Source organism: Ardenticatenales bacterium, assembly GCA_020634515.1.
Taxonomy (GTDB): Bacteria; Chloroflexota; Anaerolineae; order Promineifilales; family Promineifilaceae; genus JAGVTM01.
Genome location: JACKBL010000003.1, coordinates 95,580 through 121,900, shown reverse-complemented (window position 1 = coordinate 121,900; position 26,321 = coordinate 95,580). Strand labels below are relative to the sequence as shown.

Genomic DNA, 26,321 nt, shown 5'->3' with positions numbered 1-26,321 from the left:
TGGCCTGCTCCTACCAAGTATACAGGTTGCGCGGACCATTTGCAGTCAGAGCGTTTGGATAAGTGATAGCCAGTTAATGCCGGCACGATGAATCAACGGTATTCCCGGCCACTGGCAACTATCCACTGACCACTATTCTCAAAGGAACGCCCATGTTACGCATGGCTGACCGCGTTGCCCATTTTAGCACGACGATTTTTAGCGAAATGACCAGCCTGGCGAATCAGCACCAGGCGATTAACCTGGGGCAGGGATCCCCCGATTTTGCCGCGCCTGATTTTCTGAAGGAGGCGGCGCGGGCGGCGATTGCCGCGGACGTGAACCAGTATGCGCCCCCTTGGGGACGGCCGCGATTGCGTCGGGCGATTGCCGGCAAAATGGCCCGCCACTATGCCCTTTCCCTTGACCCCGACCGCGAAGTACAGGTGACACATGGCGCTACGGAGGCGATTTTTGCCGGCATTCTCGGCCTGATCAATCCTGGAGACGAAGTCATCCTGTTTGAACCGACCTACGACTCCTACGTGCCCGCCGTGCAACTGGCGGGCGGCGTTCCCCGTTACTACACTTTGCGCCCCCCGGCGTGGACCATCGAACCGGAGACGCTGGCGGCGCTGTTTTCGCCGCGCACGCGGCTGCTGGTGCTGAATACGCCCCATAATCCCACGGGCAAGGTGTTCACATTGGCGGAGTTGGAGATGATTGCGACGTTGTGCCAGGAGTACAATGTGCTGGTACTGGCCGACGAGGTGTATGAGTACATCCTGTTTGATGGATTGGCGCATACGCCTGTTGCCACATTGCCCGGCATGTTTGACCGCACGGTGACGGTTTCCAGCCTGGGGAAGACGTTTAGCGTCACGGGTTGGAAAGTGGGATGGGCTGTGGGACCGGCGGATCTGTTGCAAGCGATGTTCCGAATGCGCCAGTTCATGACGTTTTGCGGGGCCGCGCCGTTGCAGGAGGCGGCTGCCGTGGCGTTGGAGATGGCGGACGGGATGGGTTATTATACGGAACTGGCGCGTCAATATCAGCAAAAGCGGGATTTTCTACGAGCGGCGCTGGCGGAGGTGGGGTTACGCCCCATTACACCGCAAGGGACGTACTTCGTCATGGCGCGGATTGATGGCTTAGGATTTGGGGATGATGTTGGGTTTTGCCGGCATCTTACCACACAAACTGGCGTCGCCGCCATCCCCCCCAGCGCCTTCTACCACCGCCCTGGCGATGGCGCGCATCTGGCCCGCTTCGCCTTCTGCAAAGCGGACGAAACCCTGCGCCAGGCGGCTGCGCGTCTGCGCCATTTTGCCCCTGACGGGAAAGTGACGTCTAGCATACTTCACGGAGAGTAACATGAATCATCCTGATCGTCCTAGCCATGACCAATGGTGGCAACTACTGGAACTGGCGCGCCAGTTGAAGGCGTTGTCCCCCTGGCAATGGATGTACGAAGACCAGATTTTTGGCGTTGAGGACCCCGAAACGGGAGAGATAAACTACGCCAGCATCATGGGAATGTTGGGAGAACATTGCGCCATTGGGTTTTACCTCGGCGAAGAAGCACTCAGCCGTTATGTGTTCATGCAGGAGAACCAGGAACAAGTTACTCCTGAGTTTTTGCTGAATACACGGCAGTTGCAGCTTTCCTTTGAAGACCGTAACATGTTGCGACCCGACGATTATCGTGTCATCAAAGAGTCCGGGCTGAAATTCCGCGGTCGCGGTGCCTGGCCCCTATTTCGCAGCTTTATGGCCGGTTATGCTCCCTGGCGGCTGACGGCGGACGAGGCGCGCTTCATGATTCATGCGCTGCCGCAGGTGATAGACGTGACCGAGCGCGTGCGCGCCAACCCGGATTGGCTGGGGAGGTTTGATGAGGCGGCGGCTCGGCTTATTCGCGTGCCTGAGGCGACCGGGGACGGTTGGTTGTGGCGGGATGATTGGCAACAAATGGCGGTCTTTGCTCCTCCGGCCAGGTATGCTTACCTGGATGAGGCACTTTTGGCCCATTGTAAGAATCTGCCGGTCCGCCGGAAGAAAGTAGAAATCGATTTCTTCTGGCTGCCGATGGGGCTTCAGGATAATGAAGATGAGCGGCCTTGTTACCCTTACATGCTGCTGTGCGTAGATGCCGGCAGCGGCATAATCTTGGGCAACAGTATGATGACCATCAAGACGACCTGGCCCGACCTGTTGGCCGATATTCCCAACCAACTCATGCACATGTTTGGCCGCCTAAACGAGTTGCCGCGGGAGATTCGGCTGGCCAGCCCGCTCATTCATGAATATCTGGTGTTGCTGCAAGAGTATCTTCCCTTACGTTTGAAGGTGGTACCCTCCCTGCCGGGACTGGACATGGCTAGAGATTATCTCTTTGAAATGATGTAACTTGAGACGACGTGACCATCCGTTATGCGCAGGAATTGGCCTGCTGTCTAAGGACGACCACGAACTGGACGTTATCCTGTTGGCTGACCAGTTTTCTTGTGGGAGGGATAAAATGTGAACAACGGGACACGCAGGCGGTGGGTGGGGGCGAGTCTGTTGGCGTTTTGTCTGGCGTTCGTGGGCGGGGGAATGGCTGTGGCGCAGCGCCAACCGCTACCCCTGGATAAAGAAGCCGTGTCCACGACCTGGACGGTTGCTGATTTAACGACAGGCCAGACAGCGGCCGGCCTGGCGGAAATGTTGGTCGGCAGCGGTGTTTCCGTGTCTGATGTGCAATATCAGGGTGTTGCTGAGGCAGGAGCGGTTTTTGTTAGTGCCGCGGGGGCTGTAGGATTCTCGACGGGCATTGTGTTGAGCACGGGGGCGGCGCGAAGTGTGGTCGGTCCCAATCTGTGGGAAACCACGAGTAGTGAAAATCAGGCCGCCGGTGACGCGGATCTGACGGCGTTGGCGGGGCATCCGACCTTTGACGCGGTGACGTTGTCATTTGACTTTATTCCTGACGCGCCGTGGGTCTATTTCCGTTATGTTTTTGCTTCAGAGGAGTACAACGAGTATGCCAACACGGAGTTCAACGACGTCTTTGCTTTTTTCGTAAATGGTGACAATTGCGCGACGGTAGAGGGGGGGCCTGTGTCGGTGAACAGTGTGAATGCCGGCAATCCCCAACCCGGCGAAGATCCCACACCCCATCATCCTGAACTCTTTCGTAACAACGCGCTGTCTGTGGGTGCTCCTCTGGACACGGAGATGGACGGCGTCACCGTTGTGCTCACCTGCGTGGCCGAGGTGACGCCGTTTGCCGTCAATCACCTCAAGCTGGCGATAGCCGATGCCACGGACGACGTGGGGGACTCGGCGGTTTTCATCAAGGCGGGCAGCCTGACAACTGCCCCGACGAGTGTTGGCCTGAGCGATTTTGCCGGCATCTCCCCTTCCTGGCCGCCCTTCCTCCTGTTCTCGCTGTTCCTCTTGTTGATGCCGCCGGTCGGGTGGCTGGTCCGCCGCCGTCAGCGCGCGGGCAACAGTGCCGCTTCTACCTCGGACCAGCGAAACGCCGCCACTTGATCCGCCTGGTTGAAGAAATACTCCTCCAGATAAGGCTCAATCTCCATCCGCCAGATGTCGGCTAATTCCGATGCCAGGTCGGGGCGCAAGAAATAGGAGACGCCCACAGCATAGTGGGGGTCGTTGATCTGGCTGTTCAGTTGTTGCAGCACCGTGATCAGGCCGCGTGGGTCAAAGTTTGTGCCGGCATGATACCGGCGCAGCACCGCATAATCCGGCCACAGTCCAATAAAGGCAAAGCGGCGGCGCAGCGCATAGTCCACCACGGCAATGGAGCGGTCTGCCGTGTTCATCGTGCCAAGCAGGCGTACGTTGGCCGGGATGCGGAAGGATTGTCCCCCGGCTAACGTCACGGACTCGTCGCGGTACTCCAGCAGATACAACAACTCGCCGAAGACGCGCGCCAGATCCGCGCGGTTGATCTCGTCAATGATCAACACGCAACGTCCCCGCCGCCCGGCCGCTGCCGCGCAAAAACGGAGGAAGGCACCATCCGACCAGGCATAGCTAACACCCTCGCCGCCCATCGTTTGTGGGCGGATGCCCTGCACGAAATCTTCGTAGGCGTAAGCCGGGTGGAACTGTACCATCTCCACCAGGCCGTCGCTGCCGCCGACCAGGTGTTGCGCCAGTTTGCGCGCCACAAACGTCTTGCCCGTTCCCGGCGGACCATAGAAGATGGCCTGTTTCTTGCGCTCGATGCCGTTCACCCAGAGCGCCAGTTGCGCTTCGTCCAGGTAGGTGTCGGCGGCGCATTCGGCGAGGGAGTAGGGGGGATTTTGTGCCGGCATTTCCATCATCTCATCCTCGTCCGCCCCGCCTTCTTCCTCATTTTCCTCGCGCAGAACCATGCCCGTGGCGGCAGGAATTGTGTACACGGTTGGCGGCACGTCCAGTTCAATCTGATCACGGCTCTTTAAGCCGCTCGTGCGTGCCCGGCTTTCCCGCGCGCAAACCCAGATGAAGCTCTGCATGTCGATCATGTCGCGGGGACCGAAGTCGGCGAGGCTGTTTTGTAGGGCGTGGACTTGGGCGAGAATGCCGGCATACACCTCCCCATCTGGCCGACTCTGGTACAAATCCCCCGCCCCCATGAACCGCAAAAACCAGCGGGCAATGTCCGGCTTCACGAACATCTCCGTTTGCGGGTGTAGCAGGAAGAGGAAGTAGGTGGGGAAGGTCCATTTTGCCGGCAATTCGTGCCGCTGCGTGTACGCGACAAACCGCTGTAGCCGTCGCGGCGAGGGATCGCCGCCGTACAGCAAATCCCGCATCACCACGCAGAATTCCGCCTTGTTCAAGTGGGGAGCCAGGAGGATGCTCAGGTCGCTTTTTGCCGGCACGCTGCGCCAGAGCAAATTGTTATCACCCCCCAACCGCTGCAGTCGCCGTATCAATTCCTCATAAGCCTGCTCATTTAACAACCCCTGCCACGCCGTCGCCGACAACCACGCCTGCGCCTTCTCCGCGCTCTGTCGCTTATAGTCCACCTCATCCGCCACAAACGGAGGATGCGCAAAACCATCCCACAGCGGATACCGCCTGCGTATCAGCTTGACCAAATCCTCTTGATGCCACTGAGGAACCATCTTCGTCACTATCCCAGGTGTGTTCGTCACGGAGCCGCGCCGTCGCCAACCGCGAACTTTCTTGTTATTTTACCAACGAGATGCTATAATACTCAATTCGAGTGTACCACGAAACCCCAATTTCTCATGGTAATTTTGACCAAGTTCATTTGACGTATTCAAGTTTACCGATATAATACGCTATGTGGGCGTCCAAAAAAAGTATACTCCCTTCCAACACGTGTAGGAGCGTTGGCTAACCGTGCCATACGCTCTTTTTCTGTGTTTACGCGCGGTCCATGTTTTGGGAGTGATTGCACCTTCAGTACATCCGTTCCCACATTTGAAGTGACAGTTGCCGTCGGAGAACCCTTCTCAAGTTTGCGCGGCCAGGCTTCACCGCGGCCTGTTCGAGTCTCGTTTTGTCCCTGTCAACCAGAGACAGGATGACAAACCGTGGCAGGGAGAACTTTCTTACTTCACACATTTTGTACGACGATTCTGGAATCGGCTTGCGGGTTCATTCGCCATTGAATTCTTGGCGTTCCTGGCATGGAATAACCCGACAACTCTTCTACCTACGTCGCCGTGTTTGGTAGTTGAGTCCTAAACAATTCTAGTGGAGGTCACCTGGTGGAGACGACAGAATTTCGTTCCTTACGTATCAGTTTAGCATCCCCGGAGCAAATCAAATCCTGGTCATATGGGGAAGTGACCAAGCCCGAGACCATCAACTATCGCCGCCTGCGACCGGAAAAGGATGGCTTGTTTTGCGAAGCGATTTTTGGCCCGCAGCGTGACTGGCAGTGCTACTGCGGCAAATACAAGAATGTGCGCTACAAGGGGATCATTTGCGACAAGTGCGGTGTGGAAATCACCCGCTCATCGGTGCGGCGTGAGCGCCTGGGGCACATTGAACTGGCCGCCCCGGTGGCCCACGTCTGGTATACGCGCCGTGTCCCCAGCCACATGGGTTTGCTGCTGAATATCTCCCGCCGCAACCTCGACCGTGTCCTCTATTTTGCCCAATACGTGATCACCAGCGTGGATGAAGATGCACGCCAACGCGCTCTGAGAAGACTCGAAGACGAATTGGTGGAAGCGGAACTGAAGTTGGAAGATGAACTACAGGCGGAACTGGACACAGAGACAAACGAACTGGCCGAACGTCGCGCTGCCATCGAAGCGCAGTTGGAGAGTCTCAATGCGCGCTATGACGAGATGGAATCCCGGCACACGGATGAGCTTGTGCGCGAAGCAAAGGTGTTCGAACAGCGGTTACAGAACATGCTTGGCTCCATTGCCGCGGAAGAGTTGAAGCTGGGAGATCGGGTAATTGCCGGCAAAGGTGAAACCATCGTCCGCGCCCACGTCGTCATGCTGCAAGATGTGACCGCCGACCGCCTCACCCTGGTGCAGCAAGAAAACGCCGAAGACCGCGCCCGTGAATTCGCCGAACTCCAGACCGAACTGCAAAACCTGCGCCAGGAAATCGCTTCCGCCAGTGGTTCTATGCAGGACCGACTCGACGAGAAGCGCGCCCGCCTGCACCTACAGGCCCAGGCCAATCGGGAGCAGTTGGAAAGCATTGCGCAAATGATGTTTCTCAACGAAACCGAATACCGCGAGCTGAAACAGAAGTTTGGCAATGTATTCCGCGCCGACATGGGGGCCGAGGCTTTCTACGAAATCCTGAAGAACATGGATCTGAATAAGCTGGCGAACGATCTGTGGCGCGAAGTCCGCACCACCCGTTCCAAGCAAGCGGCCAAGCGAGCCACGAAGCGGTTACAAGTCGTGGAGGCGCTGCGCAAGAGCGGCAACCGCCCGGAGTGGATGATTCTTACCGTGCTGCCCGTGATCCCGCCCGATCTGCGCCCCATGGTGCAGTTGGACGGTGGCCGCTTCGCCACGTCCGACCTGAACGACCTCTATCGCCGTGTCATCAACCGCAACAATCGTCTCAAGCGCCTCTTGGAACTGGGCGCGCCTGATGTGATCGTGCGCAATGAAAAGCGTATGTTGCAAGAGGCCGTGGACAGCCTGATCGACAACAGCCAGCGCGGCAAGGCGTTGAGCCGCCGTGGTCGCCGCGAACTCAAGTCGCTCTCCGACATGCTCAAAGGTAAGAAGGGGCGCTTCCGTCGCAACCTGCTGGGCAAGCGCGTGGACTATTCCGGGCGCTCCGTGATCGTCGTGGGTCCTAACTTGAAGTTGGGGCAATGTGGGCTGCCCAAGACCATGGCCCTGGAACTGTTCCGCCCATTTGTGATCAGCAAATTGATCACGTATGAGTATGCCAGTAACGTCAAAGGCGCGCGCCGCGTCATTGAGCGCCAGCCACCTGAGGTATGGGAAGTGCTGGAAGAGGTCATCACCGATCACCCGATTCTGCTCAACCGCGCCCCCACGCTGCATCGCCTGGGTATTCAGGCTTTCATGCCTGTGTTGGTAGAAGGGAAGGCCATCCAACTGCACCCGCTGGTTTGCTCCGCTTTCAACGCGGACTTTGATGGCGACCAGATGGCCGTCCACGTCCCCCTTTCACAAAAGGCGATTGGGGAAGCGAAAGAGTTGATGATGGCCACGCGCAACCTGCTGAAGCCATCCGACGGTCGTCCTATCGTCGGTCCTTCCAAGGACATGGTGCTGGGCATCTACTACCTGACCGTGATGCACGGTGGCCTTAAAGGTGAAGGCAAGATGTTCAGTAACATGGATGAAGTGGAACGGGCCTATGACCTGGGCTACATTGACCTCCATGCCAAGATTGAGTTGTACACGGACACTTACTTCGACGACAACAATCGCCGTTATGAAGATGGACAGGCGCACCGGCGAGTGATCACGACGTGCGCCGGACGTGTGATCTTCAATCGCACATTGCCGGCAGAAATGCGGTTCATCAATCGCCTCCTGGACAAAGGCGCGGTCAATGATCTCGTCAACCAGGTTTATCGTCGCCTCGGCGATGATGCCACGATTGACATGGTGGACGCCATCAAAGACCTGGGCTTTAAGTATGCCACGCGCTCTGGTGTGACCATTGCGGTTTCGGATCTGACCGTACCAGAAGAGCGGACCGCTATCCTGGACAATGCGCGGCAGCGTGTAGAAATGATTGATCGCCAGTATCGTCGTGGACTGCTGACGGAAGATGAGCAGTATCAGCGCACCATTGAGCAGTGGAACGACGCTAAGGCGCAGGTTGAAGAAGCGGTGCGCGGTGCGATGGACCCGCTTGGTCCCGTCACCGTCATGGCGTTGTCGGGTTCCACGAAAGGGGGTTTTGGCCCCATTACACAGTTGGCCGGTATGCGCGGATTGATGGCCGACCCGCAAGGACGAATCATTGCCGTGCCCATTCAGTCCAACTTCCGTCAGGGGTTGTCTGCCCTGGAATATTTCATTTCCACGCATGGTTCGCGTAAGGGCCTGGCGGATACGGCGCTGCGCACGGCGGACGCCGGCTACCTGACGCGCCGTCTGGTGGATGTGGCCCAGGACGTCATCGTGATGGCCGACGATTGTGGCACGAATAAGGGCATTATGATCCGTCGCACCGATAACTTTGGCAAAGAGACGATGTCGGAACGGCTGTTTGGTCGCTTTGCCGCCGGGCCGGTGACCCACCCGCGCACGGGCGAACTCCTGGCGGATACGGGCCACCTGTATACGGAGGAATTGGCGGACAAAATTGATGCCGCGGGTGTGCAAGAGGCGAAGGTGTTCTCGCCGATGACGTGCGAATTGAACCAGGGCATTTGCGCCAAATGCTACGGGCTGGACATGGCCCGAGGGCAGGTGGTGGAGATGGGTTCCGCCGTGGGCATCATGGCGGCGCAGTCGATTGGTGAGCCGGGGACGCAGTTGACGCTGCGTACGTTCCATACGGGTGGTACGGCTTCCGCGTCTGGTGACATTACGCAAGGTTTGCCTCGTGTGGAGGAGTTGTTTGAAGCGCGGCAGCGACCCAAGGGCGAAGCTGTGATGACGGAGATCAGCGGTATGGTGGAGATCCGGATCATTGATGGCGTGCGCCATGTGTTTGTGACGGACAGCAAGGTGCTGGAGGATCGATACGACGTGCTGCCTGGCTGGATGGTGCGCGTTTCTGATGGTGATGGCGTGGAAATGGGCGAGGTGTTGGCGCAGCATAACGAGAATGAGGACGAGTTTATGCCGGCACGCCACCCCGGCCGTGTCGTCATGGATCAAGAAGGATTGCGCGTGGTCTGGGAAAGCAAGGACGAGCGTGATAATGAGATTCCTGCCGGCACGCGCCTGCTCGTTACCGAAGGCCAGGACGTGAGCGCGGGCGACCAGTTGACCGAAGGTTCCAAGAACCCGCACCGCATCCTGGAAATCCTGGGGCGCGACGCGGTGACCAACTACCTGCTGCGGGAAATGCAGGCCGTCTATCGTCCGCAAGGCCAGAACATCAACGACAAGCATTTTGAGGTGATCATCCGCAAAATGCTGAGCAAAGTAGTCGTGACGGCTTCCGGTGACACGGAGATGCTGCCGGGCGAACTGGCGGAAGCGACCACGTTCAGCACCATCAACGAAGAGATCGTCGCCGAAGGTGGTGAACCGGCGGCGGCTCAGCCGGTACTGCTGGGCATCACGAAGGCGGCGCTGACGACGGATAGTTTCCTGTCGGCCAGTTCCTTCCAGCATACGATTAAGGTGTTGGCGGGAGCGGCAATTGCCGGCAAAGAAGACAAACTTATCGGCTTGAAGGAAAACGTGATCATCGGCAAGCTGATTCCGGCGGGCACGGGCTTCTACCAATTCGGCCGCAACCAGCCGCCGGAAGAGGAAGCATCGGCGCTGGAGGCGGCGGAAGGCGAACAGCGCGCCCCGTTCCTGATCGACGACAATGTTCCTGACGAAGTGCTGGCCAGCCTCACGCCCGGTCTGCGGGACGAGTCTGCGCTGCTCGACGCGGAATAGACAACGTAGCCACCTTCATTCATTTGTTACCAAAAAGGCCTCCATCACGGAGGCCTTTTTTTGTGACGCCAACCAACAAGCTACCGACAACGGCCAACGAAAATGAGGTCAGGCATTTTCGGAATGTGAATGATCCTATTCCATACTGAAAAAGCCTCAAGCCAATCCAGAAAATCGCGCCTTTTCCGGATCGACATTTTTCTGGATTGGCCTTAGCCGGTGATGCGCCGCTTTAGGGCGCGGCTGATGAAGCGTACTTTTTCGCGGCCAGGGAAGCGATTTAGATTTTCTTTGACCACGCCTTTGGTCAGATTCGTGCGGCGGCTGTAGTCAATGTTCACGTCAATGAGGACGGGCTGCCCCTGCGCGGACCATTCTTGCGCCTGCCTGATGACGGGGGCAATGTCAGCGTCGCTTCGCATAGCCAGGAAACGAGAGCCGACGGCCTGGGCGATGCCTTCCGGGTGGAACTGGCCGAGGACGGTACATGTTTTGCGGTTGAGGGGGATTTGTTGGAACTGTGAAATTTGCCCCAATTCGCCGTCGTGAAAGACGAAGACCATGACGCCGATTTTGTGGGTGACGGCGGTGAGCAACTCCATGCCCGTCATGAGGAAGGCGCCGTCGCCGACGATGGCGGCGACTTGCTGTTGCGGATGGGTGAGTTTGGCGCCGATAGATGCCGGCACGCAATACCCCATGCAGTTGAAATCTGTCGGCGAAATAAAGTGGCGTGGCCGGTAAACCGGGAACAACTCCGCCGCCAGGAACGTGTGCTTGCCATCATCCACCACCACGATAGCGTCCTGCGCTAACTGCCGCCGTAGTTCCTCAAAAAAGAAGCCCGGCGACACCTGCTTGCCGTTCTTGCGCTTGCGCCAGCTTCGCGTGTACTTTTCTTTATTTGCCTGGATCGTGGCGGTGAATGCCGGCAAATCGCGCGGACAACGCCACGCCCGCGCCGCCAATTCCTGGCAAATCGCCGCCAACGCCTGCCCCGCATCCCCGGCAATGGCGACCGTGGCCGGATAATTCTTATGAAACACCTGGGGATTGATGTCCACGTGAATCAGCGTCTCCGGGACGGGCATACTGTAGCTGCCCGTCGCCAGTTCGCCGAAACGCGCGCCGACGGCCAGCAGGCAGTCGCAGTCGGCAAAGGCCGCCTGCGCGGCGGGCACGGAGGCCGCGCCAAAGCCCACACCCACATGCAGCCCATGGTTGGCGGGGAAGGCGCTCAGCCCTTGCATGGTTGTCGCCACCGGCGCGACTAGCATTTCCGCCAGTTTAGCCGTCTCCGCGGCGGCGTCCACCGCACCCCAACCCACATAAATGCCCGGATGATCGGCGTGAATGAGCAGATCAACGGCCAGGCGAATCTCATCTGCCGGAATTTCCGCCGTCGCGCGCGGCTTTTTGCGGTAAACGGGCAGTTCGCTGACCTCCCCCTGGAACATTTGCACCTCCACGGGGATTTCCACGAACACGGGTCCCGGCTCACCGTCGGTGGCCGTGTCGTATGCCGCATAAATCGTGGGGATGATCTCCTCGTGCCGCTCAACCAGGTAGTACTGCTTGATGATGCCGTCCAGCACCCGTCCCTGGTCCAGTTGGTGAAGCTGGTAGTGGCGACCGCTGTCGCGGCGCGTGCCACCGGAGATGACCAGCAGGGGGATGCCGTCCAGATAGGCTTCGCCGATGCCGCTCATGGCGTGGGTCATGCCCGCTGCCGGCACAATCACCAGTGTGCCAATCGTCTCCGACGTGCGCGAAATTCCCTCCGCCATAAACGCGCCCGCCCCCTCGTGCGTCACCAGGATAGGCTCAATCTTCTCCGACATGCTCAGCGCGTCGTATAACTCCGTGTTGTGTACACCGGGGATGCCAAACGTGTGCGTCACGCCAATTTGCTCCAGCGCGTACACCGCCAGAAATGCGCCTGTTTTTTTCATGTTTGCTGCCTTTGTTGGGTTGTATCCATGGCGCTGTGCATCGCCACGTAGTCTGTCAGACTTTTGGACTCTGTATTGCGCCATTACCCGGCGATGTGCCGCGCCGCAACGCGCCCGGTGAGGACGCATGTGCCCAGGAACGTGCCTTCGAGCGCGCGCAGGCCGTGGGAGCCGCCGCCACCAAAGCCCGCGGCCTCGCCCACGGCGTACAGGTTGGGGATGGGCGTCTGTTGCGGCGTGAGGACGCGGCTGTGTAGATCGGTCTGGATGCCGCCCAGGCTTTTGCGCGAGAGAATGAACTCGCGGATGGCAACCAGCGGCATGGCGTCCGCGTCCAGGATGGGGGCGAATTTGCAGGTGCGCACGCGGTCGCCACGATATTGGCGCAGGTGGGCCAGGCGGCGTAGCTGGTCGTCGTTGTGGTAGGTGGGGCCGCGCGCAATTTGCGCGTCGTAGGCGGCGATGGATTCTTGCAGGGCGGCGGTGGTGACGTAGGACTGACCGGTGAGGGCGTTCATTTTGTCCGCCAGTTCCGCCAGGGAGTGGGCGACGATGAAATCGGGGCATTCATCGACCATTTTTCGCAGCAGTTTTTCGTTGCCGCGTAGCAGATCGAGGAGGAAGGATACCCATTTTTTCTCGCGGATGCTGTCGTTGAACTCGGAACCGGAAATCGCCAGCTCTTTTTTGGCGATTTTCCAGTTCATGATTTGCCAGGAGTGTTTGACGGGCTGCCGGCATATTTGCTCCACCAAATAGCGCGTATCATACCCGGAGATCAACGGAATCGGTCCCAGCCGCCGCCCATCGTACCCCAACCACAGCGCCGACTTGGGCGGCACCAGGCTGAGGCCGTGGTGGGGACGGTCGGGGCGGGGGGTGGGGTGATGCACACCGCCGGCATAGTGCCACGCTTTATCCAGGTGCGTCACCCGCGCGTTCACGCGCCGGGCTGCTTGCAGGAGTTCGCCATCGGCGTAGGGGTGGGAACCGTTGAGGATGGTTTCCGGCGGCGTCCCCCACGGTTGATACCAGTGCTGCTTGACGAGGTTGATGTTGCCACAGATGCCGCCGGCGGCGATGATGGTGTGATTGGCGGCGGCGGTGAAGGGCGTGTCATCGTTTTCGTCCACGCCGCTGACGCCGGTGGCTTGCCCGTCGTGGGTGTCGATGTGGGTGACGTGGTGGCGGAAGAGGATGCGAAGATTGCCGGCATTCTTGTGCCCCCTCAACCCATCCAACAACGCCATCACCAGCCCGTGCCCCGTCCCCCAGACCATGTGAAAGCGGGGCACGGAGTTGCCGGGGACGAACAGGCCGCGCTCTACCCAATGCACCACGGGAAAGAAGCCGACGCCAAACCCGCCCAACCAGCGAAAAACGTCGTCCGTGCAGCGGTTGACGTAGGCTTCCGCCCAGCAGCGAGGCCAGATGTCGTCCGGTTCCAGTTCGGCGAAGCTGAGCCAATCTTGCAGGGCCAGGTCGGGGCTGTCTTTGATGCCCAGGCGGCGCTGGTGGGGGGTGTTGACGAAGAACATGCCGCCGAAGGATTCTTTGGCCAGGCCGCCAAAGCGGTCGGCCTCGTCGCGGTCCAGCAGCAGCACTTTCAGGTTGTGTTCGAGGAGTTCCAGGGCGGCGGAAATGCCGGCAATCCCACCCCCCACAATCACCACATCCGCCTCATACCGTTTCTCGCCCATGCGTTTCCTCTTTTTTCTTGCGCCAACAGGAAGTCATGATCCCCAGCATAAAACAAGGAAGCACGATGGATTATGTTACCCATCAAATCTTCCGGGAAGCTCGCTCTCAAGCCAGAGTCACCTCATAAACAGCTTTCAGGAAGATATGGAAATCCATCACATCGTAGTTGACAAGACACTATCCTCAAAAATGATGCTTAAGGGTTCGCCCAAAATCAACTTTGGACTATCCATCAAGCAAGAACCCTTCCAGCACATCCGTCAATTCCCGAGCGAAGCCTCTATTAACGGATGCGCCCTGAAGTGCGATGGGGGCGAACTCTCAGAGAGCGGGTCGCTCCCAGTGGCGCTCGTCAATGTACTCCAACGACTGGTGGCGGAAATAGGTGTCGTAGAGGGTGGCGTAATGGCCGCCTTGGGCCATCAGCGAGTGGTGACTGCCTTCCTCAATGATTTGCCCCTCGCTGAGGACAATGATGCGGTCGGCGGCGCGCACCGTGGAAAGGCGGTGGGCGATGATGATGGCCGTTGTCTGCCCCATGATCAGGTTCAGCGCCTCCTGGATCTGCGACTCCGTGAACGGGTCAATAGAGGCCGTCGCTTCGTCCAGGATGAAGATGCGCGGATTCTGCACCATCACGCGCACCAGAGCCACCAACTGCCGCTGCCCCATGGAGAGGCGGCTGCCTCGTTCACCCACCTGGCTATGCAGGCCGTTCGGCAGCGTTTCCAGCCACTCCCCTTCCCCGATGCGTCGGGCCATGGCCGCGATCTCCTTGTCGCTGGCCTCCGGGCGACCATAGCGGATGTTGTCCGCCACTGTGCCATCAAACAGGAAGGGAACCTGGGAGACGATGCCCAACTGGTGGCGATACGGCGTCAGGTCCAGCGCGCGAATATCTTGCCCGTCAATGCGGATTTGGCCGCCCTGGAATTCATAGAAGCGGGCGACGAGTTTGATGATGCTGGATTTGCCCGCGCCCGTGTGTCCTACCAGGGCCACACTCTCGCCAGGGGCGATGCTCAAGGAAAAATCAGGCAGCACGACCTCTTTCTCATTGTAGCGAAACTGGACGTGGTCGAAGGTGATTTCCCCGGCCAACCGCGCCACGGGCATATTGTCCGCTTGAATCACGGCTGGCGCCGCGTCCATGAGGGCAAAAACGCGCTCAACGGCGGACAGTCCCGCCTGGAACTGGCTCCAAAAGGCGGAAAGATTGGTCACCGGGAACCAGAAGCGGTCCACGGTGGCCACGAAAAGATACCAGGCGCTGATGGCGATGAGGCCGTTGACTGCCGTGAGGCCGCCGAAGTAGACGAGCGATGCCGTGCCGATGCCGCCCAGGATGTTGAGCGTGGGGAAGATGTTGGCGAGGACGAAGCCGCGGCGCACGTTGATCTGGTACGCTTGTTTATTGACGGCGGCGAAATCCTCGTAGATGGCCAATTCCTGGCGGAAGTTCTTGGCGACGCTGATGCCGGTGACCGCTTCCTGGATAGATTTGTTTACCTCGGCCATGGCCCGCGATGCCTGCCGTGTGACGCGGCGGGCCAGGCGGCGGAATTGCAGCGCCACGGTTGCCACGATGGGGACCATCACCAGGACGGCTAATGTCAACCGCCATTCGATGCGGAACAGAACGGCGATCAGGATCAATGCCACGACAACCTGGTTGATGATGTCCGTCGCCAATACGATGATCTGGCCGAATTCTTCTGTGTCGCTGGTGATGCGGCTGACGACGCGCCCGGAACTGAACTCGTCGTAAAAGGAGAGGTCCTGGTTGGCGGCGGCGCTGAAGGCGTCGCTGCGCATGGACAGAATGACGTCGGAGATGACTTCCGAGGTGAGGCGACGGCGGATCCAGTTGACGAACCATGTCCCTACGCCGGTGAACGTGATCAGGCCGATCAGCCAGGGGATGATGGCCTGGTTGCCGTTGTCGGCCACGGCATTGATGCCGCTGGAGACGATCAGGGGGGGGGCGGTGCCAAAGGCGGCGATGACGGCCAGGCAGATGCTGATAATCCATACTTTGCGCCGATAGGGGCGAAAGTAGGCGATCACTCGCTCAACTAACTCTTTGTCGCTGTACTGTCGATCATAGGCCTCGGCGTCGAGGCCGCGCATAACGGCTGCCATAGTAACATTCCAGGTAATTGCTAACCCTCTCGTGGGCTGAGCTTGTCGAAGCCATATTGCCTGTGGACGAGTTTCTAACTCGCCCTACAAAGGGGGTTTTGAAGACATGCCGGCATTTACAAAATACGTTGACCGAGCAATGAAGCAACGAGGGCCACAGCCAGCTCGGCGGTGCGGTTGCGGTCGTCCAGGATCGGGTTGATTTCCACCACATCCATAGAGCTGACGCGGCCGCTGTCGCCCAGGATTTCCATGAGCAAGTGCGCTTCGCGGTAGCTGAGGCCGCCGGGGACGGGCGTGCCTACGCCGGGGGCCTCGTCCGGTTCCAGGCTATCCATATCCAGGCTGACGTGCAGACGGGGAAGATGGCGCAGCCGGTCCAGGGCCTGGCGCGCGACGGCGGCCATGCCCAACTCGTCCAGGTGGCGCATGGTGAAGACATGAATGCCGCTGCGAGCCAGCCGCTGCCGCTCCAGCGGGTCCAGGTCGCGGATGCCGATTTGCACGATCTGGGCGGGGTGGAGTTTGCCGCCCGGATACCCGAGATCGACGAGGGGCTGGGGGCCATCGCCGATGAGGGTGGCGACGGGCATGCCGTGGATATTGCCGGAAGGGGAGCTTTGCGGCGTGTTGAAGTCGCCGTGGGCATCAATCCAGATGAGGCCAACGGGACCGCTGGCGGCGACAGCGGAGACTGTGCCAATGCTGATGCTGTGGTCGCCGCCGAGGAAGAGGGCGAACTCTTCCCTTTCCAGGCAGGCGCGCCCGATTTCGTAGATGGATTGGCAGGCGGTGGCCACGGCTTTGAGTCGCCGCGCGCCGCCTTCGGCGATCTGCTCTTCGGGGTTGGGTACGGGAACGTTGCCGTGATCGTGGACGGTGAGGCCAAGCTGGGTAAGACGTGCTTGCAGATTGGCGTAGCGCATGGCGCTGGGTCCCATGTCTACGCCGCGGCGGTTTTGTCCCAGGTCCATGGGGACGCCGACAATACGAACGGTATCAGGCAAGGTACACCTCGGGGGTAGGGGTGTGCGGGTGCGCGGCACCTTTTGATGTTTCTATTGTCGCTGAAAGGGGAGATGCCGGCAAATACAACCGGTGCTCAATGGGTAGTACGGAGAAGTCGGGGCCTACTTGACATCGTTTGGTGAGACTCCTATACTCTTGCCATTGTTGGCGGCACACCATTGCTGATAAAAATAACCTGACATAAGGGCGCATCCATTATAGAGGGTTTGCTTGGGAATTGAGGGATGCGCCGGAAAGTGGTTCATTCTTCGGGAATGAACCAATCTGCAAGGAGCAAAATATGTCCATTCAATACAATCATAGCGAAACGTACCGTCCTACGGAGAGCCAACTTGCCTCCGCCCTTGCCACGGCCATGACGCGCGTGTACGGGCTAATGGCCGTGGGGCTGGCCCTGACAGCCATCGTGGCCTGGATAACGGCGCATTCCGCCACGATCTTGCAACTCATTTTTGGCAATACCATTGTCTTTTGGGGATTACTTATCGGTGAACTGGTGCTGGTGATTGCCATTGGCCGCGCCATTAACAAGTTGTCGCCCACGGCGGCCACGGCGCTCTTCCTATTTTACGCGGCGCTCAATGGGCTGACGTTGGCGGCCGTTTTTCTCGTGTATACGTTGTCGTCCATTGCGTTGGCGTTTGTGGCTACATCAAGCCTGTTCGCGGCGATGAGCATCATTGGCTATACCACGAAGCGGGATATGAGTAAGATGGGGGGCTTCCTGCTGATGGCGCTGATCGGGCTGATTATTGCGTCCGTGGTGAATTTTTTCCTGGCGAGTAGTGCGCTGGAGTGGGTTTTGACGTATGCCGGCATTGCCATCTTCCTCGGCCTCACCGTTTACCATACCCAACGCATCAAGCAAGGGACCGCCGCCATGCTCCTCTCCGGCCAACCCGAGATGGTCAACCGCGTCGCCATTATGGGCGCATTGAGCCTCTACCTCGACTTCATCAACCTCTTCCTTTACCTGCTGCGCCTGATAGGACGCCGGCGGTAAATCCCGTTGGCGGTTCATGGTTGATGGTCGTCAGTCGGGTCGATAGATGAGCGTGTCCGGGCGGAAAGCGGCCCAGGCAAACCAGAAATGGTCGGCGTGAATAATGGGGGGGAGCGCCTCACCCATGAGCGGACCACCGGTGGCCTGTCCCAAGACGTTCCAGGTGGAGCCGGTTTGATCATCCACAATCCCTCCCGCTTGCTGCTGAAACGTCAATTTCCGACCGTTGACGTGGGGGGCGAACACGCCCGTGGCTCCCACGTCTTCCCCTTCGGCGATGATGGCCGCGCCCAGGGCGCTGCTGGTTCCGCCGTTGTAAAAAACGACCAGGTCCTGCTCCCCTTGCTGATCGTTGATGACGCCTATCTCGCGCAAAACGTCCAGCGGATAGGCGACGAATACGTCACCGGGCAGGGCCACCGTGACGACGCGAGCCATTGCGGGGAGTCGCTCATCGTATTCGCCCGTGAACAGGAATGGGTTTTGGTCAATGCGATCATAGCCGGCGTAGGGATTTTGCCCGTAGCGCCGGCTGTAGCCCGTTTCGCGGGAGAGGATGCGGCCCTGGGGGTAGGCGGCGCGGAAGTCGGCGAAGCTGATGATGGCCGAGGGGAGGAAGGTGAGCTGCGCGCCGGTCATTTCGCCCACGATTCCCTCTCCCGTGAACTGCTGCCACAGGCTTTCCGTCTGCCGGTCCCACATCACCAGATCTGAATTCCGCAGCAGGCCGGATGTGCCGAATGTCATTTCCATGCCGGCAATTTGCCGTTCAAAGACCACCGCCGAATTGCATAAGGGGCAAAACGTGACCACAACGGGTAGGCCGCCAACGGTGTCGTTGACGATCTCGTGCCAGGTCAGGATTTGCAGGGGATAGGCGCGGGCGTCGTCGTTGTGGACAAAGAGGATGATGGGTTCGTTGCCGGCAAGCCATGCCGCGGCATCTTCCGTGGTGACAAACGCGGGCTGGTCCAGCGGGGGGATGCCGTCACGCGGCGGCCCGCCGGAGAGGAGTTCAGAATAGTCAATCGTGTGACGGCTCCAATCCGTTTGCCAGTCTCGCGTGATCGCTTTGAGGCTTTCAGGGGGGGCGTCCCTGGCGGGCGTGTTCCGGGGGGCGGTTGGCGTGGCGGCAGGGGGGGGATTGGGGGATGTCGGCGGCGCGGTGGTGGGGGAAATGCCGGCACCACACCCCACAACCAACAGGAAAACCAGCCAGGCCAGGTGACGAGCGATTCTGCTCACCTATCCTCCATTGTAACCGCTAACCCTTTCGCGGACTGGACTTGTCGAAGCCCGTGTCGGCCCCGTATTGCCGTGATAGGCTCAGGCAACGGGTTAGGAGTCACCCTCCATCTGCAAAATTTGCAGCAATATTTGATACTCTTCGCAGCAGCCGCGGCACTGATCTAGATGCTTCTTCACCTTGGGCATGATCACCGTGGGGTCGCTGCCGCGCAGTACGCTTTCCGCGTACTGATCAATCAACTCATACACATCGCCGCAGCCGTAGTCATCCTCTTCCGTTTGCGCCACCATACGCGCCAGCGCCGTCAGACGCGCCACCTGAGCCGCCGCCGCCTCATCCTGCGCGCGGCTGCCGCGCACTGCTTGAATAGCTCTCTGTAGTTTCTGCCGCAAATTCCACATAGTCATTATTTTCCCACTTTCCAGACGAAGTTGATTGTCAGCTTCTTACCTGGCATATGGGGTCTCGGGGATTGGTTGTCGCAATCCTCGTCACGAAAAAGTCGCCAGTACATCCTCCGCCGAGAGATTTTCTTCTTCCAAAGCGCGTTTCAACCGCAGGCGGGCGTCGTGCAGCAGCTTGTAAAGCGCGTTACGGTTCGTGTTCATCTCATCCGCCACCACTTCCATGGGCATCCCTTGAATGACCAGTTTGGTCATTGCTTGCTGCTGCCGCTCCGTTAGCCCTTCCCGAATCAGCCGCGCCAGCGTTTGCAGCAGCAGCCGCTGATTGGCGGACATTTCTGGCGTGGGGCGCGGGTCGGCGAGGAAGTCGGGTGTGAATTGGGTCTGATCGTCCCGCATGGTCATGGCGTCCAGGGAGACATCCCGCCAGCGTTGGCGGCGCAACTCCGTCAGCGCCACGCGCACGGCAACTTTGTTGGCCCACGTCGTGAACTGGCTTTCGCCACGAAACGTGTCCAATTTTTCCAGAATTTTCAGCAGCGCGTCCTGGGCGAAATCCTCCACGATGGCGTCCAGGTCCTGGCGGATGCGGCTGGCGAGGGCAAAGCGCAACCCACGCACCAACAAGGTGCGTAGGTCCGCCAGGGCTTCATCATGATCGGGACCGCCGCTGAGGGCGTCGATCCATTGTTCGTTGGTTCGTCTGGTCATGCAGAGAGCGTGTTAATCGTTGGCGGTTGGTTGTTGACGGTATCCAAAAAGCGGATCGCTCCCCGATTGTAACATACTCTCGCCAACGTGGTACGCGCGGACTGCTTTGTGTTTGGAGTCTCTACCGCAGCGCCCTATAATTCAGCCCATGCAAACGCAAGTCTGGTTAGTGAATCGCCTGCCCTGGCCAACGGATTGGAATGCCTTTTTTGGCCGGGAAGCGCCGCTGCTGTTGGAGATTGGCTTTGGCGGCGGTCATTTCCTGGTCGATCTGGCGCGGAAACGGCCAGACGCCAATGTTTTGGGGATTGAGATTTCCAATCCATCGCTGCGACGCACGCAGGACAGGCTGCGGAAGGGAGGAATCACCAACACGCGGCTACTGTATGGGGATGCGCGGGTGTTGTTTTGGCTCCTTTGCGCGCCGACCACGGTGCAAGAGGTGTACATCAATTTCCCCGATCCGTGGCCGAAGCCGTCGCATTACCGCCGCCGCCTGGTTAGCGATGCTTTTTTGCAGTTGGCGGCGACGCGGATGCCGCCGGGCGCGCGCCTGGAGATTGCTACGGACCATCCTGATTATCAGGCGTGGATCAATGAGCATCTGGCGCGTACGCCGTATTTTGAGAGTACGACGGGGGCGGTGTATGTGACGCGGGATGATGAGCGCCCCCGTACTAAATATGAGCGGCAGGCGTTGGATGCCGGCATTCCCTGTCACTACTACAAATTCCGCCGCAACCACACCCCCGCCCCCGACATTTTTCCCATCCCCCCGGAACTGCCCATGCCCAACGCCATCATCACCACCCCCCTCACTCTGCCCCAAATCCAGGCTCGCTTTCAGCCCGGCGAAGCCGCCGCCGACTCCGTACACGTTCGCTTCATCGACGCCTTCATGAGCGCCCGCTACCCCGCGCTGCTGGTGGAGGCCTACATCAGCGAAGAACCGCTGGACCAGCGCGTGGGGCTGGTGCTGCACCAGCGCGCCCCCGGCGAGGTGCTGGTGACGCTGCATGAGATTGGTTTTCCGCGGACAACTGCCGGCATTCACGCCGCCCTACGCCTCCTATCTGAATGGGTTGCCAGCCTCCACCCCGACGCCTTCATCAAGCAGCACAACCTGGCCTGACCGCCGCTTTTTGCCGGCATGGAACCGATTGCCGGCATCCAACTGGACCAAAAACATGACGACCGCCATTTCCGCCACAACCGCCCAAGACATCCACCGCTACCTCACCACCCACCAGGAAGCCATGACCGACTTCCTGCGCCAGCTCGTCTGCCTGGAAACCCCCTCCTCCGTTCCCGCCAGCCAGGCCCCCTTGCAGCACCTGCTCACCACCGCCCTGCGCGATCTCGCCTACGAAGTAGAAACCATTCCCGGCCACCGGACCGGCGGCCACTTGCTGGCCCGCCCACCCGCCCCCGCCGACCACCCCCGGCAGCTATTGCTGGGGCACTCTGACACCGTTTGGGACGTGGGCACGCTGCAAACGATGCCCTGCGTCATTGAGGACGGCAAAATGCGCGGCCCCGGCGTCTACGACATGAAGGCCGGCCTGGCGCAGATGATCTTCGCCCTACGCGCCCTGCGAGACCTCCGCCTGACCCCCGCCGTGGCTCCGCTCGTCTTCGTCAATTCCGACGAAGAGATCGGCAGCTTTGAATCCGGCTCGCACATTGCGCGCCTGGCGCGGCAGGTGGCGCGGGTGCTGGTGCTGGAGCCATCGCTGGAACCGGGTGGCAAACTGAAAACGGCGCGCAAAGGTGTGGGTGACTTCGTGATCACCGTGCATGGACGCGCCGCGCACGCGGGTCTGGAGCCGGAAAAAGGGATCAGTGCCATCCTGGAGATGGCGCGCCTGATTCCCCAACTGGACGCCATGAACGATTGGGAGCGCGGCGTTTCCGTGAACGTGGGGCTGCTCTCTGGCGGTGTCCGCTCCAACGTCATTGCCCCCATCAGCCAGGCGACTGTGGATGTGCGTATTCCCACGCAGGCGGATGCGGAAAGGGTGACGGCTAAGATTCGGGGGTTGTGTCCATCACGTGCCGGCATTTCCCTGGACATCGAAGGCGGCATCAACCGCATGCCCCTGGAACGCACGCCGCGCAACCGGCAATTGTGGCATCTGGCGCGCGACCTGGGCCGCCTGCTGGGGCTGCAACTGGAACAAGGCGCGGCAGGCGGCGGCTCCGACGGCAACATCACCAGTCCCTACACCGCAACCCTGGACGGCCTGGGCGCGGTCGGCGACGGCGCGCACGCCACCCACGAATTCGTCTACCTGGACAAGATGGTCGAACGTGCCGCCCTCCTCGCCCTCCTCATCCTTACCGAACCGCCCACCAACTGATAACTACCAACTCCTATGTCTCCTGCTCTGACCTACGAACAACTGACCGCTTTCTTAACCCCCAAACTCCCCTTCTATCTTGACCTGCTGGCGCAAATGGTGCGCATCAATAGCTTCACCAGCAACTGGCAAGGCGTCAACCAGCTTGGCGACCTGACGGCGACGGTTTTTGCCGAACTTGGTTTCACCACCGCCCGTGTGCCTTCGGTTAACCCCCAGTATGGCAACCACCTGGTGCTGACGCGCCCCGGTCGCTCCGGACGCAAGATCGGCCTGGTGACGCACCTGGACACCGTTTTTCCCCCGGACGAAGAGGCGCGCAATGATTTTAGCTGGCGGCGGGAGGGCGAGCGCGTTTATGGACCGGGGACGGTGGACATTAAGGGAGGGACGGTCGTCATCTACATGATGTTGGACGCCATCCGTGCCCTGGCCCCTGATGTGTATAATGATGTGACCTGGATTGTGCTGGCGGACGCCTCGGAGGAGGCAGAGGCCGCGGATTTCGGCGCTCTGTGCGTGGAAAAGTTGGCCCCCGATGCGCTGGCCTGCCTCGTGTTTGAGGGTGGGTATGTTTCCGCCACGGCCAAAGAACTAAATGTGGTGGTGGCCCGCAAGGGAATGGCCGTTTATCGCCTGCTGGTGGATGGCAAGGGGGCGCACGCGGGCGCGGCGCACGCGCTCGGGGCCAACGCAATTGTGCAGATGGCGGACGTGATCCAAAAGGTGGCAGCGATGACGGATTACGAGCGGAACCTGACATTTAACGTGGGCACGGTGGCCGGCGGCACGGTGGTCAATCGTGTGCCGCACCTGGCGACGGCAACGGTGGAGATGCGTGTTTTCGATCCGGTAGTTTATGACGAGGCATTGGCGCGGATGTTGGCGCTGAACGGGTACGCTTCCGTGTTTAGCCAGGATGGATTTGCCTGTCAGGTTTCGGTGGAGGTGATGCGGCGTTTGCCGGCATGGCCCGTCAATCCGGAAACCGACCGCCTCTTTGACATTTGGGCACGGGCGGCGGCGACCGCCGGCTTCCGCGCGATCCGGGAACATCGCGGCGGCCTCAGCGACGGCAACCATTTTTGGCATGCGCTGCCCACGCTGGACGCCCTGGGACCATCCGGCGGCAACGCCCACTGCTCCGAGCGCAGCGCCGATGGCAGCAAGGACCAGGAATTTGCCCTGGTTCCCTCCTTCGTGCCCAAAGCGGCGCTGAACGCGCTGGGGATTCTGGCGCTGACCCAATTGCCGCCACACGCTCCCCCGGTGGCCTGATCGACCTCTACGCTCTGTTCCCTGCCACTATCTACTGTTTTGGGAGCGGGAATTAAATAAGACAGCGAAGTTGTTTCCTTACCGTCCCGTCAAACTGACGATGCAATTCCGACCTTTATTTCTTCGTCAGTCCTTAACTATCACCCACGAGCAAAATAATGGCCCACGTCTCACGCAAACTATCCAATTCCTTCGAGGGTGCGTTGGCCGGAGGCGGCGATCCTGCCACGTCGCCGCTGTACGTGTTTGGCCCATTTTTGCGCCTGATTGTGGCGGCGGGGGTGGCGGGGGTGACATTTGGGGCCAGCGTGTGGCTGGTGGTGCTGACGGTAGCGACGGTTTCGGCCATGTACCGCCTGGTGATGGATTGGGTGACGGATGGCAGCGGTGGCAGTGGTTTGAGTGAGGAGGAGTTTGGCGGGTGGGCGGTGAAGGTGAATGCCGGCATCACCTTCATCGAATACACCCTCACCTTCCTCGTCAGCATGGCCGCCCTCGTCACCTTCATCGCCGACCGCTTTCCCCTACTCAACGACACCCTCCTCGGCCTCTGGCAATACCGCACCCTCCTGGCTATCGCCCTCAGCCTCCTCACCGGGTGGCTCGTCAATCGTGGTCCCAAAGTCGCCGCTGCCGCCTTCGGTCCGGCCACCGCCGGCGTCCTCCTCCTCCTCTGGATCATGATCTTTGCCACCATCAACCGCTTTGGTTTGCAACTCCCTCGTATTGACTGGCAGGCATTTCGCGGCGAATATCTGGAATTCACCTTTGGCGGCTACGTGCGCATCCTGGCGGTGATGACGGGTATCGAGGTCTTTGCCAACCTTGTGGCCGCCTACAGTGGTTCGCCGGCGGAAAAGAGCCGCAAGGCGTTTGGCAGTTTGTTGATCATCATGGGGACGACCTGTGTCACGATGCTGGTGGTCGGGCCGGCCATCTTCAGCCTGGCCGATCCTATGAACGCGGAAGTTTCCGTCTTCACGCAGACGATGGACCAGTTACTGCCCGCGCCGCTGGCCTACATGGGAACCATCGTGGGCGTGGCCGTGCTTCTTTCCGCCTGCGCCGCCAGCGCCCAGGGTCTGCAAAACCTGGCGCTCGGACTCAAATATCGGCACTATATTCCTCCCATGATGGGGCGCAAGAATACCTTTGGCGTGGCTGATGGCCCCGTATGGTTGGAAGTGGGTATGGCCATCCTCTGTTTTCTCGCCTTTGGCACGGACGAGGAGACGTACCTGGCGATTTATGCGGCCGGCGTGTTTATCTTGCTCAGCATGACGGGATGGGCGGCGGCCAAGCGGCTGTTGCGCCATTTGCGCGCCGAGTTTTCCGCCGGCCATCTGGCCGTGCTGGTGGGCACGATGGTGGCCGCGGCGCTAACCACGACGGCCACCATCATTATTTTCGCGGAACGGTTTCGTGAGGGAGCCTGGACCTATTTTCTGCTGCTGCCCATTCTCTATGCCCTCTTTTCTTATTTCCGCGCCCGCCTCGGTAATCCCAGTGCGCGTCAGGAGCGATTGGGGCGGTTAATTGCCGGCAGCGGTCCCCTCCCCACCGCGCTCCCTGCCTGGCGTGACCGCCTGGGCACGGATGGCCTGATGCGGCGCATATTGGTGCCGCTGGATGGTTCCCCATTTGCCGAACATGTCCTTCCCCTTGCCCGCACCCTCAGCCGTTCCCTCTCTGCCTCCCTTCTGCTCACGTCCGTTGTGGATGCCCCGCCAAATGCCGGCACGCCTTCTGAGCGCAGCAAATACCTGGAGGACGTTACCGCGCAGGTGCGCTTCTATGACATTCCCGTCACTGCCGTCCTCAGGCACGGCGCGCCCCCTGATGCCATCCACGCCGTAGCCGATGAATACGGCGTGGATCTCGTGGTCATGTCCACGCGGGGTCATTCCGGGGTGCGGCGGCTGCTGTTCGGCAGCGTGGCGCACGCCCTGGTGCAGCGGCGCGCCTATCCGCTGCTGCTGCTGCGCCCCCAGGAAAAGACCGAAGGGGGGCCACCCATCCGCATAGACCGCATCCTGGTCCCCCTGGATGGCTCCCATCTGGCGGAAAACGTGCTGCCGTTTGCCGAACGGTTGGCGCGCCAATTCGCGGCGGAACTGCTGCTGCTCTCCGTGCCAGACGGCCCCGAAGGCAGCGGCCTCAGATCCCAGTTGCAAGCCTACGTGGATGGCGTGGCCGCCGTGCTGGATGAGCAGACCGTGGAGGTGCGTACGCTGGTGACGGGCAGCGGCGCCGCGCGCACGATCCTCGCCGTGAGCGAGGCGGAGCAGGTGGACCTGATCGTGATGGCGACCCATGGGCGTGGCGGGTTGGAACGGCTGCTGTTGGGCAGCGTAGCCGCCTCAGTCGTCACGGATGCCCCGTGTCCTGTCTTCCTGGTCCCACCCCGCTCCGGTCGGTAACGCTTCCTGGCTTCCCGGAAGCTGTTTGGATG

The 26,321-nt window shown here is 60.0% G+C and carries 17 protein-coding genes; 9 read left to right on the top strand and 8 right to left on the bottom strand.

The features are described from left to right. Positions 1-152 precede the first annotated feature (152 nt). The 3 genes from H6650_09430 (at position 153) to H6650_09420 (ending at position 3,516) form a co-directional block, all read left to right on the top strand. The gene (locus H6650_09430; protein ID MCB8952218.1) at positions 153-1,352 is read left to right on the top strand and encodes an aminotransferase class I/II-fold pyridoxal phosphate-dependent enzyme; all 1,200 of its coding nucleotides are present in this window, start codon (positions 153-155) and stop codon (positions 1,350-1,352) included. Position 1,353: 1 nt separating this feature from the next. Beyond that, entirely contained in the window at positions 1,354-2,388 is a 1,035-nt protein-coding gene (locus H6650_09425; protein ID MCB8952217.1) for a hypothetical protein, read from the top strand. 114 nt (positions 2,389-2,502) lie between these two features. Then, positions 2,503-3,516: a choice-of-anchor L domain-containing protein gene (locus H6650_09420; GenBank protein ID MCB8952216.1), complete on the top strand. Its 1,014-nt coding sequence runs from the start codon at positions 2,503-2,505 to the stop codon at positions 3,514-3,516. Here the strand turns inward: H6650_09420 and H6650_09415 are convergent. Beyond that, a complete protein-coding gene (locus H6650_09415) occupies positions 3,459-4,790 on the bottom strand; it encodes an AAA family ATPase (GenBank protein MCB8952215.1) in 1,332 nt (443 codons plus the stop codon). The two genes, H6650_09420 and H6650_09415, sit on opposite strands and share 58 nt — an antisense overlap. A gap of 924 nt (positions 4,791-5,714) precedes the next feature. Here H6650_09415 and rpoC point away from each other — a divergent pair. Continuing rightward, positions 5,715-10,040, top strand: coding sequence for a DNA-directed RNA polymerase subunit beta' (rpoC, locus tag H6650_09410; protein MCB8952214.1), 4,326 nt, complete (start codon positions 5,715-5,717; stop codon positions 10,038-10,040). Positions 10,041-10,252: 212 nt separating this feature from the next. On the opposite strand, the gene H6650_09405 is transcribed toward rpoC, so the two are convergent. The 4 genes from H6650_09405 to rocF form a co-directional block, all read right to left on the bottom strand. Then, entirely contained in the window at positions 10,253-11,992 is a 1,740-nt protein-coding gene (locus H6650_09405; protein ID MCB8952213.1) for a thiamine pyrophosphate-binding protein, read from the bottom strand. Between the two features lie 83 nt (positions 11,993-12,075). Beyond that, positions 12,076-13,692 (bottom strand): FAD-binding dehydrogenase, encoded by a 1,617-nt coding sequence (locus H6650_09400; protein MCB8952212.1) that lies wholly within the window; start codon positions 13,690-13,692, stop codon positions 12,076-12,078. Positions 13,693-14,014: 322 nt separating this feature from the next. Continuing rightward, positions 14,015-15,835 (bottom strand): ABC transporter ATP-binding protein, encoded by a 1,821-nt coding sequence (locus tag H6650_09395; GenBank protein MCB8952211.1) that lies wholly within the window; start codon positions 15,833-15,835, stop codon positions 14,015-14,017. A gap of 116 nt (positions 15,836-15,951) precedes the next feature. Next, entirely contained in the window at positions 15,952-16,842 is an 891-nt protein-coding gene (gene rocF, locus H6650_09390) for an arginase (protein MCB8952210.1), read from the bottom strand. 302 nt (positions 16,843-17,144) lie between these two features. Between rocF and H6650_09385 the strand changes: the two genes are divergently transcribed. Next, positions 17,145-17,867 (top strand): Bax inhibitor-1/YccA family protein, encoded by a 723-nt coding sequence (locus tag H6650_09385; GenBank protein ID MCB8952209.1) that lies wholly within the window; start codon positions 17,145-17,147, stop codon positions 17,865-17,867. A 30-nt stretch (positions 17,868-17,897) separates the two neighbouring features. Here H6650_09385 and H6650_09380 read toward each other — a convergent pair whose 3' ends face one another. The 3 genes from H6650_09380 to H6650_09370 form a co-directional block, all read right to left on the bottom strand. Further along, the gene (locus tag H6650_09380) at positions 17,898-19,082 is read right to left on the bottom strand and encodes a DUF3179 domain-containing protein (protein MCB8952208.1); all 1,185 of its coding nucleotides are present in this window, start codon (positions 19,080-19,082) and stop codon (positions 17,898-17,900) included. Positions 19,083-19,205: 123 nt separating this feature from the next. Next, the gene (locus H6650_09375) at positions 19,206-19,523 is read right to left on the bottom strand and encodes a hypothetical protein (protein ID MCB8952207.1); all 318 of its coding nucleotides are present in this window, start codon (positions 19,521-19,523) and stop codon (positions 19,206-19,208) included. Positions 19,524-19,607: 84 nt separating this feature from the next. After that, positions 19,608-20,231 carry a sigma-70 family RNA polymerase sigma factor gene (locus H6650_09370; protein ID MCB8952206.1) on the bottom strand — a complete coding sequence of 208 codons (624 nt, stop codon included), beginning with the start codon at positions 20,229-20,231 and terminating at the stop codon, positions 19,608-19,610. Positions 20,232-20,379: 148 nt separating this feature from the next. Between H6650_09370 and trmB the strand changes: the two genes are divergently transcribed. The 4 genes from trmB to H6650_09350 all read left to right on the top strand — a co-directional run bounded on the left by trmB (position 20,380) and on the right by H6650_09350 (position 26,289). Beyond that, positions 20,380-21,363, top strand: a complete 984-nt coding sequence (gene trmB / locus H6650_09365; GenBank protein MCB8952205.1) for a tRNA (guanosine(46)-N7)-methyltransferase TrmB — start codon at positions 20,380-20,382, stop codon at positions 21,361-21,363. Between the two features lie 55 nt (positions 21,364-21,418). Further along, positions 21,419-22,591: a M20 family metallopeptidase gene (locus H6650_09360; protein ID MCB8952204.1), complete on the top strand. Its 1,173-nt coding sequence runs from the start codon at positions 21,419-21,421 to the stop codon at positions 22,589-22,591. Positions 22,592-22,606: 15 nt separating this feature from the next. Beyond that, a complete protein-coding gene (locus tag H6650_09355) occupies positions 22,607-23,869 on the top strand; it encodes a M20/M25/M40 family metallo-hydrolase (GenBank protein MCB8952203.1) in 1,263 nt (420 codons plus the stop codon). A gap of 158 nt (positions 23,870-24,027) precedes the next feature. Beyond that, positions 24,028-26,289 carry a universal stress protein gene (locus H6650_09350; protein ID MCB8952202.1) on the top strand — a complete coding sequence of 754 codons (2,262 nt, stop codon included), beginning with the start codon at positions 24,028-24,030 and terminating at the stop codon, positions 26,287-26,289. The last annotated feature ends 32 nt before the right edge of the window (positions 26,290-26,321 follow it).